The sequence below is a fragment of the Acinetobacter sp. UBA991 genome, assembly GCF_002292065.1.
Lineage (GTDB): Bacteria > Pseudomonadota > Gammaproteobacteria > Pseudomonadales > Moraxellaceae > Acinetobacter > Acinetobacter higginsii.
In genome coordinates this window covers 1-12,436 of record NZ_DBBF01000025.1, presented here as the reverse complement: position 1 = coordinate 12,436, position 12,436 = coordinate 1, and the positions used below count along the sequence as shown (strand labels likewise).

The following is a 12,436-nucleotide window of genomic DNA, read 5'->3' as shown; positions in this document are numbered from 1 at the left end:
TTTATTTATAATGACCGATGAGTTTTACCTGTAGCGAAGTGGTTGAGTGAAATATATTCATCTTAATCACATCTGCATGTAATAATTGCCATATCCAAGGAAGTACCAAAATTTTATGAAACTTCAAATGATAGCGTGTGCAGTTGCAATCGCGACTGGTGGTTTATTTTTCTCTCATACCATAAATGAGGCATTTGCGGCGACTGAGGCACCTGTCGTTTCAACGGTAATCAAGCCATCACAAGAGCAGGCATTGGTTGCACGTCAGTTAGCCACATTGGTAGATCGTCAACACTATTTAAATATGCGCCTAGACGCAGCAACTTCAAACCGTGTTTTGAATATGTATTTGGATAGTCTTGATCCAGATCATTCATTATTTCTAAACGGTGAAGTTGAAGAATATCAAAAGAAATATGGTTCGAATTTTGGTAGTTCGTTAAAAGCGGGTAACTTAACTGGACCTTTCGCGATTCATGCGCAATACCGTGATCGTTTGAAACAATTTTATGAGTTTATGTTGGCAGAGTTGAAAAAGCCGCAGAACTTAAATCAAAAAGATGTCTATCTCGATACCGATCGTGAAAAAGCACCGTATTTCAAAACAACGGCTGAGCAACAACAACATTGGCAGCAAATGCTAGTGTCGCAGTTGATCAATTTAACCATTAGTAAAGAAGAAGAGCAGGCGAAGCAAAAAGCTTTAAAAGCAGATCCATCGCTGGCGAATGGTCAGGATTTGACTGGACCTGAAGATCTAACACCAGTGCAAACCTTAACCAAGCGTTATACCCGTCAGTTAGAGCGTATTGGGCGTGTGAAAAGTGATGACGTGTTAGAGAAAACATTGAATGCAATGTTGGCGACTTACGATCCGCACAGTAACTATTACCCACCGATTGATGCGATGGAGTTGAATCGTCAGACTACACTACAATTAGAGGGAATTGGTGTTTCGATCCGTCCTGAACGTGGTAATGAAGACTACACCAAAATTGAGACCATCGTTGAGGGTGGGCCAGCCAGTAAATCAGGTCAGGTGAAATCAGGAGATCGTATCATTGGCGTCGCGCAAGATGGCGAGAAAATGGTGGATGTGATTGGTTGGCCGAGTTCGGAAATCGTCGGGTTAATTCGTGGTAAACGTGGTACCAAAGTTGTGGTCCGCTTATTGGGTGCGGGTGCATCGATGAGTCAAGCACGTAATGTGACTTTAACCCGCGATATTATTCAAGAAGAAGATGCGGGTGTGCGTTCACGTACGGTTGAAATCACCCGTGATGGTAAAAAACATCTGTTTGGGGTGATTGAAATTCCATCGTTCTATTTTGACTATCGCTCTCGTCGTGCAGGTACTGAATACCGTTCAGTTTCTGAAGATACAGCCAAAGCATTAGATTCACTTAAGGCACAAAAAGTAGAAGGTATCTTGGTTGATTTGCGTAATGACCCAGGTGGTTCTCTAGAAGAAGTTGCGCGTATGCTCGGTCAGGTGATCAAGTCTGGTCCTGTGGTGCAAATCCGTGACGGCAACGGTAATGTCAATGTATTTGAAGATACCGATGGTGGTGAGCAAATCTATGCAGGCCCAATGGCGGTATTGGTTAACTTAGCATCGGCTTCTGCAAGTGAGATTTATTCTGCGGCGATTCAAGATTATGAGCGCGGGATTATCATTGGTAGTACCACGACAGGTAAAGGGACAGCACAAGTTCAATTAGACTCTTTGGCTTATGGTCAGGCAACATTGACGCAACGTAAGTTCTATCGCATTACGGGTGGTAGTACCCAAAATAAAGGTGTGATCCCAGATATCAAGTTGGTTGATATTTACAATGAGGAGTTTGGTGAGCGTAAAGCGAAAAATGCCTTGAAGTGGGATACCATTCCAACAGCACCATTCAAACGTGAAGGTTCAGTGCAACCGTATGTTGCTAAATTGGCTCAATCATCTGAACAACGTGTTGCGGCAGATTCTCAATTTAAATATTTAGAAGCACGTAAAGCAATTGCCAAGAAAACTTCGGATCAAAAGAAAGTGGTGCTCGATATTAATCAGCGCCGCGCCGAGTTGATTGATCTTGAGAAACAAACCTTGAATGCAGAAAATCAACGCCGCACTGCAACAGGTTTAGCACCGTATGCAAACTGGGAAAGTTATCAGGCATCTATTGATGCATTGGTTGAATCTCGTGCCAAAATGAAAGCACATTTGCGTCCACCATTGCCTGAAGAAGAAACCTTCATCAATGAAGCGGCAAATGTCTTGTTAGATTATTCGAAGTTGCAAGGTCGTTAAGCCCTTCATCATTCAATCAATAAAAAGCCCTGTATAACAGGGCTTTTTATTTTTGTATCAACTTAATTGACCCGAATCCAGATTTGGCTACGGCCAAGTACAGAGACGCCAACATAGCCACGTAAATGTAAGCGTTGCCCATTGCTACTGAGTTTTGCAGTCAAGCTATAGACACGACCACTGTTCGGATCCAAGATTTTCCCACCTGTGTAGGTGAGGTCCTTTTTATGTTTTAGCTTGGTAATCGCATTTAAACCTAAAATTGGCTTATTGGTATAAGGTGCAGGGCAGCCCGTACATAATTCTTTGGGGGTATAGCCTGTACGTGGGGTAATTTTGATAATTTTACCCGTATAGGAGCCATCGGCTTCTTGTATGATTTCAACCTGTCCTTTGGGGGCACCTGTTACATCATCAACGCTTTGCCAAATCCCAGCAATGTCTTGAGCAAAAGCAAAATGACTGAGTGTAAATAAGAAGAGAGAAGAGATCAATTTTGTCGACATGTTCATGTTAAAGCCTCCTTGCTGCCATGGCTGTCCTGCTATTATTTCGGATTTCTAATTCGAGATTCAATCATTATTTTACGGTTGTATATTTTTAATATTTGAAATTTCAATTATTTTTTATGTTGAAATTAAAAAAGCTTCTTCACGATATGAAGAAGCTTTTAGCTAGAACCGAGATCAATTTGATCAGAGAGAAGTGCGTCTAATGGCTCTAAATTTTATTGATTTTACTCAGCACGAATCCAGATCTGATTACGACCCAATGCCGATACACCGAGATAACCACGTAAGTGCAAACGCTTACCATTGGCGCTGAGTTTGGCTTTCATACTATAAATTTTGCCTGAATTTGGATCGAGAATACGACCGTTGGTATAGTTCAAGCCTTCGCTATATTTCAAACCTGTTACCACGTCTAAACCAATGATTGGCTTATTGGTATAGGGTGCAGGACAATCCACACAGGTTTCTTTAGGTGTATAACCTGTACGTGGCGTAATTTTAACTACTTTGCCCGCATATGTTCCATTCGTTTCTTTACGAATTTCAACCAATGCTTTAGGCGCCCCCGTCTTGTCATCAATACTTTGCCAGAGCCCCGTAATATCCTCTGCAAAAGTAAAACTGCTCACCGCAGATAAAAGTAACGCACTTAATAATTGTTTGCCCATCATTAAAAATCCTTTTAACGTTTAAGCTTACATTATGGCGGATATATGACAACTAGTTCAATCTTTATGTGATATCTGCGGCAAATTTTAAGATAAAGATAGAATAAAGGTCGGTAGCCAAATGGCTGTAAATACACCATTTACTGCCATACCAAAGGCTGCATAACGACCTGTGACAGGACCGCGTTGCCATGCTTGAGCTGTACCAATTGCATGCGCAGCTAAACCTAGCGCCAGACCAGAAGCACGTTCGTCATGGATATGTTTTAAAATCCAAGGGGAGAATGCCGCACCAATCACACCTGATAAAATCACAATCAGTGTCACCATCATCAAAGGAGCATGCAGTAGGGTTGCGATGTTCAAGGCAATTGGAGTAGTCACAGCACGCGTTGCAAAAGCCATAATAGTTGGCTCAGACATGTGCAGTAAATAGGCCAGTCCCATTGGTAGGGCAACCGCACTAATACTGGCAAAGCATAAAATCCCAATCATCGATTTTAGCGGTAGATCATCATAGCGCATTGCGGCTAAGGGAATTGCCAAAGCAACCGTGACATAGCCGAGTAGATGGTTGAAAACGCCATTCACGTTATCCATATACTGTTGGTAAGGAATGCCGAAGATTGCCAAGAAAGCAATCACAATAAACATGCCAAACACAATCAGTGGAATTTGTGGGAATTTTTGATTCAGTGGTTTGGCAAGAAGATAACTAACGAAGGTAATGATGAAGCCATAGATAACCATTGACATAGATCAGCTCCTTATAACCAACGTTTCGCCATTTTGGCATAAATCCATAATGGCAATAATGTACTGAAAGTTAGAATAAATAAAAATGCAGGAATTTCTTTGCCCATATGTACCAGCATGATTAATGAACCTGCACAGATCGGTAGAAAAGCAAATGCACTTTCTTTTAAGATTTTGTTGTTGGTATCAATCAGGCGATTGGAGATTTTTCTAAAACGTCTCCAGATTAACAATGTTGCTAATAAGCTAATCAGCCCAGCCAGATTGCCCAATTCAGGATGACCAAAAGCTTGCGTGATTGCGACAGCTCCTTCACGATAGACGATAATTAATAAAATCGTGCCAAACCAAGCTGTCCAATCAATATTTTTCATTTTCTTTCTAACTCTCGTTTATCGGAACGATGGCTGATCGTAATTATAGGGACGGATGATCTATTTCAAATTCTTCCAAAGGGCGTTGAAATAAGGAAGCTTTTTTTCCAAGAATTTCGTCTAATGGTAAATGGGCTTGTTTAATGATTTGTTCCAGTTTATGAGGGGCAATACACACCGACAAATGCAGATCACCTTGCTCATCATACTGTTCCGATTGAATCACGTTCAGCGTATAAAGTTGTGTGCGTAATTTACCGTAAGCGGGTTTTAGCACTAAGTCAAACTGTTGTAATTGTCCCATCAGACATTGTTGTACGGCTTGACTGAGTAATTCAAGTCCTTGAGCTGAATGGGCGGATACATAGACACGATCAGGGACGTCAGATGTTTTATAAATGATTTTGGCGGCATCACCGCTGAGATCAATTTTATTGTAGACATGCAAAATCGGGGCATCGGCACCGATTTCTTTCAGTACTGATTCTACCGCTTCAATCTGTTCAGGCATATTCGGACTGCTGCTATCAATGACGTGTAGCAGCAAGGTCGCTTCTAATGTTTCTTCTAAGGTGGCTTTGAACGATTCCACCAAATCATGTTGCAGGTTACGAACGAATCCAACGGTATCTGCCAGCACAACGGTACCAATACCGTCCCAATCTAAGCGACGTAAAGTGGGATCGAGGGTCGCAAACAGTTGATCGGCAGCATAGACATCGCTTTTGGCTAAAATATTAAATAAAGTCGATTTGCCCGCGTTGGTATATCCCACTAGCGAAATTGTTGGAATGGCAGCTTTTTGGCGTGCGGCACGTCCCTGTAAACGAGTTTGCTGTACTTTAACCAGTTTGTCTTTGAGTTGAGTAATACGCACTCGAATCAGTCGGCGGTCTGTTTCCAGTTGTGATTCACCAGGGCCACGTAGGCCGATACCACCTTTTTGTTGTTCTAAATTGCCCGTAAAGCCACGAATTAAACGGGTGGATAAATGTTTAAGTTGAGCTAACTCAACCTGTAATTTCCCTTCATGGGTACGTGCGCGGAGCGCAAAGATATCCAGAATCAAACCAGTACGGTCAATCACTCGACACTTGAGAATTCGTTCTAGATTACGTTCTTGCGCGGGCGAGAGTGAATGGTCGAAAATCACCAATTCCGCTTCGAGACTCTCGACTAACTCGGCAATCTCATCGACTTTCCCTGAACCGATAAAAAATTTCGGGTCAGGCTTATTACGTTGCACAATGAGATGTTCAAGGATTTCAGCGCCAGCAGATTGAGCGAGCAATCGAAACTCTTCAGCATCAAGATCGTCGAGGAGCTGGACAGACACACTGACTAAAATTGCCCGTTCACCGCTTTGACGCTGCTCAAAATTTTCCACGTGCTTATGAAATCCTTATATTTAAAGCCTTATTCTAGAATAAACTTTAACTAAAGGGCAAAGCCTTCGCGGATTTATATGACATTACGACGGATCAGCTCAATGAATCCGACTAATGTGCCCATATACAAAATAGACCATCCCAAAAACATTCTTAAAGCATAGCCATAAGGAATGGTGGTTTGGGTTTCAGATGTCGTGCTTTGCGGGTTCATCACATCACCTTTTAATCTGTAAATTCGATTTATTTATAATATTTGATCTGATAAATCTTTTAAAATTGAAAAAATTTATGCTCACATTCGTTTTTTGTTATCAAGGAAACTTCTATAAGGCAATATCGACATGATATAACAGAGTTAATTCAATGCACATGTGCATCTATGCGTACGGTTTTAAGAATTTATGACTCAACAAGCAACAGCAGTAAATAACACACCTTTAAGTTTGTTTTCGAAATTCAGTTTATATAGTAAAAAATTAGCCGCAGGTTTAGAAACCATTGGTGAGGGCTTCTATCTTATTTACCGTCATGGTTTATATAAAGATCCAAATAATCCTGTAAATACCCGTTATGTGCAGTATTTCTGTCGCCGTTTGTGTGAAGTCTTTAATATTGAAGTCCAAGTTCATGGCACCATTCCTCGTGAGCCTGCCTTATGGGTGAGTAACCATATTTCTTGGTTAGATGTGGCTGTGTTGGGCTCGGGTGCACGCATCTTTTTCTTGGCCAAAGCCGAAGTTGAAAAATGGCCTATTTTAGGGAACTTGGCAAAAGGCGGTGGCACTTTATTTATTAAGCGTGGTTCAGGTGATTCGATTCGCATTCGTGAGCAAATTACTGAATTCTTAAAACAAGATATTCCTGTACTGTTCTTTCCTGAAGCAACCACCACCGATGGCAGTAAAGTCAAAAAAGTACATGGCCGCTTATTAGGTGCTGCAATTGAAGCGCAACGACCTGTGCAGATTTGTGTGATTTGCTATGTGAATCAACAAGGTGAACTGGATTTGGTTGCGCCGTTTATCGGTGAAATGACATTTGCGGAGCATGTGCAACGTGTTTTGGAGATGCCTCAAGTCACCGCACATTTAATGACATTACCTGCCATTCCAGTCGAAGGGCATACGGTAGAAACGCTAACCAAGGAAGTCGACCGCCAAATGCGTGCTGGTCTAGAGCGCTTACAGCGAAAAGTATTGTCCGTACTACCAGAAAGCGTGGAAACTACATAAATCCTTCAATCGGGAGCCATGAAATCACTTTCATGCCTGCTCTTTGCCACCATTTCATTTTGGGTTCTTTAGTATAAATCAAAGGACCTTGTGGTGTTTCACGTTGCCACGTAATTTTCTTGTTGGCATCTAAAACCAAGCGATAGGCGTAAGTCTTTAGGTTCTGATCCATGGTCGCATGTACTGCTTGTGCCAATGGCGGGCTATTCAGTAATACGCCAATCTCGGTGTTCAAATAAGCGGAACGCGGGTCAAAATTAAAAGAACCAATAAAGACCTGTTTTTCATCGAGTGCCATCAGTTTGGCATGTAGACTCGAACGACTTAAACCTTTGATATTGACCTTGGCTTTTTTGGCCAGCTCTTCAGTGTGTTTATCTAAATCACTTTTATCAAGTGCAGGTAAAAACTCATATAGTTGTACGCCATTTTCCAGCAGTTCTTGGCGGTATTTCCCATAAAAAGCATGTACCACTGCTACGTCATTGGCTTTAAATGAGTTGGTCAATACTCTGACTTCGATACCATCTTTTGCCAAATCACTTAAAATTTTTGTTCCTTTCTTTTCAGGAACAAAATAAGCAGAAATTAAATCGATATTTTTTTCTGGTTGTTCGAGGTGGTTAATTAACTGGAAGTTGAGATGTTCTTCTTTTTTAGCTTTAGATTTGATTTTATCAGGTGAGTCTTTGACCACTTCTGCTTTGACCCAATCGAGTGAAATATCCCGATCCATGAGTGCGTCGACGGCTTGAGAGTGGCTGGTTAAATCAACATAGTTTTGTACCGTGATTCGTTTATAGTGCTCATCAAGTTGCTCTTTTAAACTTTCATAGCTTAAACGGTGAGTACTTTGTTTAACCACTTCTCGGACATCGTAGGCATATTCATGATTCCAGTAATCATCAAATGATTTGGAAATATCATTTACAGCGGTACCGAATAGCATCACATCCACGTCAGAAAACTGATAGGTATCACTGACATTGTAGTATTGGTTGGTCATATTGCGCCCACCAATCAAAGCCACCTGATGGTCGGCAATAAAGCTCTTATTATGCATACGACGGTTAATGCGCTTTAGATCCAGTACCATATCAATTGCACGATATTTTCGGAAACGGTAAGGATTGAATAGTTTTACCTCGATATTGGGATGTTGTGCCAAAGCTAAAAAAATACCTTCGGTATGCTTGGCATTATTATCATCAATCAATAGTCGAACGCGAACACCGCGATCTGCAGCACGGATCAGTGCATGCAAGGCCAAAGCCCCAACTTTGTCATTGTCCCAAATATAGTATTGTAAATCTAAGGTTTTTTCGGCTTTATCAATTAAACGCAGTCGAGCTGCGAGTGCTTCTAGTGGCTCATACAAAACGTGATAACCCGTGAGCTCGGGGTGCTGTTCTTGTAGGGGGCGAATCACTTGTGCTAAAGATGTTTGTGAGGTGTCGATTTGTGTGGTTGTTTGAATGACAGGTTCAATTTTATGTTTAGGTAAGGTACTGCAACCTGTAACGGTCAGTGCAATTGAACAATAAATCGCAACCATACTTTTATTGTAAGTACTTGTACTTATCTTTGTATGTTTGCTATTTAAATGAGAAAATTGCGTCATAATCGTTACTGATTAAAAGTTGGGCTCGAGTATACCACTTCATCGAAAAAGATAAATATAAGATGAGATGTATGTCCCTAAGGTAAAGTTAATGAGGGCTGTAATGTCGAATTCGGATACTATTATTTTTGGTTTTTATCTTATTTTTGCCGTTCTGGCATTTTGGGCATTGATTCAAGCTTGGGTTCATCAAGCACGTACAGAAACCATCCATCCATTTAAAGCCTTTGTACATTTATTGGCGTTTTATCTGTCTTATTTATTAGTCCCACTCTGGTTTTTTAGTATTTATGCTGGCTGGGTTGGATATTACAGTCTTCATCAAGCAGGATTTGTATTTTTACTTAGCAGTGTGTTGATCTATGCGCGTTTTATTGAGCCACACAAAATTCATCTTCAACATCATCAGTATCGACTCAATTCAGAACGTGAATTTACCCGACCGATTAAAGTCGCTTTAGTTGCTGATATGCATGTGGGTTTATTTTCAGGACATGAGCGACAATTAAAAAGCATTGTAAAGAAACTCAATCAAGCGCAACCTGATTTGGTTGTGGTTGCTGGTGATTGGACCTATGAACCTGAAAATCGCTTGATACAGGAGCTTGAGGTTTTAAAGCAAATTCAGGCACCTGTTTATTCGGTACCAGGTAATCATGATGAACAATATCCAGGTCCTCCAATTCAGGCATTATTGAGTCAGGCACTCGAACAGAACAATGTCATAGATATTGAAGGGAAAATTGTTGATTTTGATGAGTTCCGTTTGATCGGGATTGGAGATTTGTGGGCAGGGAAGGCGAATATGCGTTTTATGCCAGATTTACCACAAGATAAGCCTTGGTTGATTTTGTCACATAATCCCGACACTGTAGATATGGTGCCTGAGTTACCAACGCGCCCATTAATGCTATCGGGACATACACATGGTGGGCAGATCGAATTACCGTGGATTACCAGTTATATTATGAAACGCGTTTCAATTTTGGGACACAAGAAAGGTTTCTATACCCATGAACATGCGGATGTTTTTGTCACGGTTGGAACGGGGATGGTTGGTGTACCTTTTCGATTTCGGGTGCCACCAACGATTGATATCATTGAACTGATTTAAATAAAAAAACCGACTTAATAAAGTCGGTTTTTTTTTCGTGATGAGCATTTATGGGATAATGATGACATTCACTCGACGGTTGCTGGCACGGTTTTCATCTGATGTATTGGCTACAAAAGGTTGGCTTGAGCCGCGACCCACTACAGTTAGGTTATTTTGCTTAAAGCCTTGAGCGACAAAAATTGTTGAAACACTTTGAGCACGTTCTTCAGAGAGTTTCTGATTGTATTCTGGATTACCAATATCATCGGTATGACCAACAATTTTTAATTTTTGTAGGTCATATTTATTTAATTGCGTGGCCAAACGAACAATCTCTTTTTGATGTTCAGGTTTGATCTCTGCCTTATTAAAATCAAATAATAAACGTTCAGGTAGGCCCAGTGTCCAGCCTTCATCTGTCAATACGAAACCTTCTTTCTTCAGCATCTTGACCTGACGATATTTCAACGGGCCAAAACTCAAGCAGCCAGCCAATGTTAGGCAGAGCAACGCAATAAATGAAATTTTAATGGTGTGAGTGCGCATAACATGTCCTAAATTTCTGGTTTATAAAGAAACCAATGTGGGTTTAAATTTTTAGCTTTATACATGGCTTGATCGGCTTGCATAATTAAATCCTCTGGATTCTCTGCAAACTGAGAAAAAGCAACCCCTAAGCTAAAACCGAAATGAATCATTTGTCCGTTAAACGCTAAAGGCTGCTCACAACTTGCGAGAACGCCTTCAGCGATTGTTGTTAAATGATCAGTGTGATGGATTGCATGTAGAATGATGGCAAACTCGTCACCACCTAAACGCGCAATAAAATCCTCATGGCGGACCGATAGCCTTAAACGAGACGCCATTTCTTTTAAAACCGCATCACCGGCTAAATGCCCATACTCATCATTAATCATTTTAAACTTGTTATTGTCGATAAATAATAAGGCCGAGTTGTGACGATATTGCGGGTTTTCGAAGATATTGAATAATTCTTGATAAAAATAATGACGATTTGGCAAGCTCGTCAGTTGATCATGGTGGGCTTGGAATGACAGTTGACGATTTTCTTTTTGCAAATGAGTATGCCAAATTTGGATTTCTTCTAACAGTTCATTAAATACGGTATTTAAATTTTGAAATTCGTGAATATGGTTGTTGGGGAAGCGTAAGTTATAGGCCTTTTGATCACTGACCAATTGTGCAATATGGGTGAGTGGCTTTATTGCTTGCATAATTTGGCGATAGGTAATATTCACCGACCACAATAAAGCAATCACAATGAAGAACATTGAAATTGCAAGACCAATAATAATGGTCTTTAAAAAGTGCAAAATATTCTCGGAGCTACCATAGAGCACCAGTTCGCCTACTTTTTTCTTATGATGGACTACCATGAGTTTAACGGGATCATGTAAAAACCAACGATCCATTAAATCTTGCATCACTGATGTATGTGCAACTTTTTTGGTACTTTCAGCCAATAGTTGTTGCTGTGGATCATAAACATGAATACTGCGGATAGCATGTTCACTGGTGTAATCATCAAGGATCTGATCAATTGCACCTTTATCTCTAAACACCACTGCAGGTTGAACACGTTCCAGAACCGTTTGGCTTAATAACTGTAAATTTTGTTTCGCATAGGTTTCCATAGTGAACATGGAAATTGTGGCGAATGTAAAAGAACAAATTACGAAAGTAATTGCAAAGATCGCAAACTGCGACTTACGGAATAAAGCGTGTAAGGACGTTGATTGATATAAATTAGAAATCATCCTGTTCACCCTGCATTCTTTGCTAAAAGTAAAACACGAGGATCAATATGCACTTTGGAATAACTTAACGCATCCAAATTTACCTTAAAAGTAGAAAAGGTCTTCTTGTTATATAAACAGAAAATACTGCCAATTTCACAGGCTGGGTTATTGGTACTCAATGAAAGCAACGATCGGGACGGATAGGCTTGAATCAAGTTTTGCTGTTGTTGCGGTGACGTTGTTGTGAAATAGGCAACATGACATTCTGTTTTCGGGAAGTCTTTAGCGCTGACTGCCTGAACTTGATATTCATAAGCAAGCTGACGAATATTGCTTTGGAACTGATTCGCAGCATCTTGATTGTCTATGACACAAATGGTTGGCCGATTTGTATTCGACCATTTGCTATAACTTAATATTGATAAAGCCAATTCATAGAAGTTATGCGTTGATATGGCATAGCAAAGCGGGCTCGCAGCAAAAGATGCAGCAAGCAATAAATATCGAGCCTTTTTACCAGCAAACCGTATTTTCAATCAAAAGTGCCAAAAAATGTGAAGCAAGAGACATATTCTACTGGACTTAATTGTTTAAAAAAAGTTCTTAAACACAAAGGAAAAGCATTAAAAGTAACTGTTCAGTTCAAAAAATAGGCGGTCGAAGCAATAATTTAAGATAATTTGAAAAATGGGGTTGTGTTGGGTAGGAAATGCTGTAGAATGCACAT

13 protein-coding genes are annotated in these 12,436 nt (G+C 40.5%); 3 read left to right on the top strand and 10 right to left on the bottom strand.

Annotated elements, in window-relative coordinates:
• The first annotated feature begins 115 nt into the window (after positions 1-115).
• On the top strand, positions 116-2,299 hold the full coding sequence (locus B2727_RS10480) for a carboxy terminal-processing peptidase (protein WP_033134110.1): 2,184 nt from the start codon (positions 116-118) through the stop codon (positions 2,297-2,299).
• 62 nt (positions 2,300-2,361) lie between these two features.
• Here the strand turns inward: B2727_RS10480 and B2727_RS10475 are convergent, their stop codons facing one another.
• The 6 genes from B2727_RS10475 to B2727_RS10450 all read right to left on the bottom strand — a co-directional run bounded on the left by B2727_RS10475 (position 2,362) and on the right by B2727_RS10450 (position 6,211).
• Positions 2,362-2,811, bottom strand: a complete 450-nt coding sequence (locus B2727_RS10475; RefSeq protein WP_033134109.1) for a DUF2147 domain-containing protein — start codon at positions 2,809-2,811, stop codon at positions 2,362-2,364.
• 224 nt (positions 2,812-3,035) lie between these two features.
• A complete protein-coding gene (locus B2727_RS10470; protein WP_171248670.1) occupies positions 3,036-3,482 on the bottom strand; it encodes a DUF2147 domain-containing protein in 447 nt (148 codons plus the stop codon).
• 84 nt (positions 3,483-3,566) lie between these two features.
• Positions 3,567-4,235: an LrgB family protein gene (locus tag B2727_RS10465; protein WP_005201086.1), complete on the bottom strand. Its 669-nt coding sequence runs from the start codon at positions 4,233-4,235 to the stop codon at positions 3,567-3,569.
• 11 nt (positions 4,236-4,246) lie between these two features.
• Positions 4,247-4,609 (bottom strand): hypothetical protein, encoded by a 363-nt coding sequence (locus B2727_RS10460; protein WP_005201085.1) that lies wholly within the window; start codon positions 4,607-4,609, stop codon positions 4,247-4,249.
• 43 nt (positions 4,610-4,652) lie between these two features.
• The gene (gene hflX / locus B2727_RS10455) at positions 4,653-5,996 is read right to left on the bottom strand and encodes a ribosome rescue GTPase HflX (protein ID WP_033134106.1); all 1,344 of its coding nucleotides are present in this window, start codon (positions 5,994-5,996) and stop codon (positions 4,653-4,655) included.
• A gap of 74 nt (positions 5,997-6,070) precedes the next feature.
• On the bottom strand, positions 6,071-6,211 hold the full coding sequence (locus tag B2727_RS10450) for a hypothetical protein (RefSeq protein ID WP_164467929.1): 141 nt from the start codon (positions 6,209-6,211) through the stop codon (positions 6,071-6,073).
• Between the two features lie 190 nt (positions 6,212-6,401).
• Here B2727_RS10450 and B2727_RS10445 point away from each other — a divergent pair, with 190 nt between their 5' ends.
• Positions 6,402-7,232 (top strand): lysophospholipid acyltransferase family protein, encoded by an 831-nt coding sequence (locus B2727_RS10445; protein ID WP_033134105.1) that lies wholly within the window; start codon positions 6,402-6,404, stop codon positions 7,230-7,232.
• Here the strand turns inward: B2727_RS10445 and B2727_RS10440 are convergent.
• Entirely contained in the window at positions 7,225-8,787 is a 1,563-nt protein-coding gene (locus B2727_RS10440) for a phospholipase D family protein (RefSeq protein WP_374755512.1), read from the bottom strand. The genes B2727_RS10445 and B2727_RS10440 overlap by 8 nt on opposite strands.
• 169 nt (positions 8,788-8,956) lie before the next feature.
• Between B2727_RS10440 and B2727_RS10435 the strand changes: the two genes are divergently transcribed.
• Positions 8,957-9,967: a metallophosphoesterase gene (locus tag B2727_RS10435; protein ID WP_033134103.1), complete on the top strand. Its 1,011-nt coding sequence runs from the start codon at positions 8,957-8,959 to the stop codon at positions 9,965-9,967.
• Between the two features lie 48 nt (positions 9,968-10,015).
• Here the strand turns inward: B2727_RS10435 and B2727_RS10430 are convergent, their stop codons facing one another.
• From B2727_RS10430 to B2727_RS10420, 3 genes are read right to left on the bottom strand one after another with little or no spacing between them, the layout of a single operon-like run.
• Positions 10,016-10,495 carry an OmpA family protein gene (locus tag B2727_RS10430; protein WP_004804266.1) on the bottom strand — a complete coding sequence of 160 codons (480 nt, stop codon included), beginning with the start codon at positions 10,493-10,495 and terminating at the stop codon, positions 10,016-10,018.
• Positions 10,496-10,503: 8 nt separating this feature from the next.
• Complete coding sequence (locus B2727_RS10425; RefSeq protein WP_004804267.1) at positions 10,504-11,727, bottom strand: diguanylate cyclase domain-containing protein; 1,224 nt, start codon at positions 11,725-11,727, stop codon at positions 10,504-10,506.
• Positions 11,728-11,732: 5 nt separating this feature from the next.
• Positions 11,733-12,206 (bottom strand): YfiR family protein, encoded by a 474-nt coding sequence (locus tag B2727_RS10420; RefSeq protein ID WP_004804270.1) that lies wholly within the window; start codon positions 12,204-12,206, stop codon positions 11,733-11,735.
• Between the last annotated feature and the right edge of the window lie 230 nt (positions 12,207-12,436).

What these genes read in the sequence shown, in the direction of transcription:
- B2727_RS10465 (WP_005201086.1), bottom strand. Translation starts at nt 4,235, where the DNA reads ATGTCAATGGTTATCTATGGCTTCATCATTACCTTCGTTAGTTATCTT.
- B2727_RS10480 (WP_033134110.1), top strand. Translation starts at nt 116, where the DNA reads ATGAAACTTCAAATGATAGCGTGTGCAGTTGCAATCGCGACTGGTGGT.
- B2727_RS10460 (WP_005201085.1), bottom strand. Translation starts at nt 4,609, where the DNA reads ATGAAAAATATTGATTGGACAGCTTGGTTTGGCACGATTTTATTAATT.
- B2727_RS10475 (WP_033134109.1), bottom strand. Translation starts at nt 2,811, where the DNA reads ATGAACATGTCGACAAAATTGATCTCTTCTCTCTTCTTATTTACACTC.
- B2727_RS10425 (WP_004804267.1), bottom strand. Translation starts at nt 11,727, where the DNA reads ATGATTTCTAATTTATATCAATCAACGTCCTTACACGCTTTATTCCGT.
- B2727_RS10440 (WP_374755512.1), bottom strand. Translation starts at nt 8,787, where the DNA reads ATGGTTGCGATTTATTGTTCAATTGCACTGACCGTTACAGGTTGCAGT.
- B2727_RS10450 (WP_164467929.1), bottom strand. Translation starts at nt 6,211, where the DNA reads ATGAACCCGCAAAGCACGACATCTGAAACCCAAACCACCATTCCTTAT.
- B2727_RS10470 (WP_171248670.1), bottom strand. Translation starts at nt 3,482, where the DNA reads ATGATGGGCAAACAATTATTAAGTGCGTTACTTTTATCTGCGGTGAGC.
- B2727_RS10430 (WP_004804266.1), bottom strand. Translation starts at nt 10,495, where the DNA reads ATGCGCACTCACACCATTAAAATTTCATTTATTGCGTTGCTCTGCCTA.
- B2727_RS10435 (WP_033134103.1), top strand. Translation starts at nt 8,957, where the DNA reads ATGTCGAATTCGGATACTATTATTTTTGGTTTTTATCTTATTTTTGCC.
- B2727_RS10445 (WP_033134105.1), top strand. Translation starts at nt 6,402, where the DNA reads ATGACTCAACAAGCAACAGCAGTAAATAACACACCTTTAAGTTTGTTT.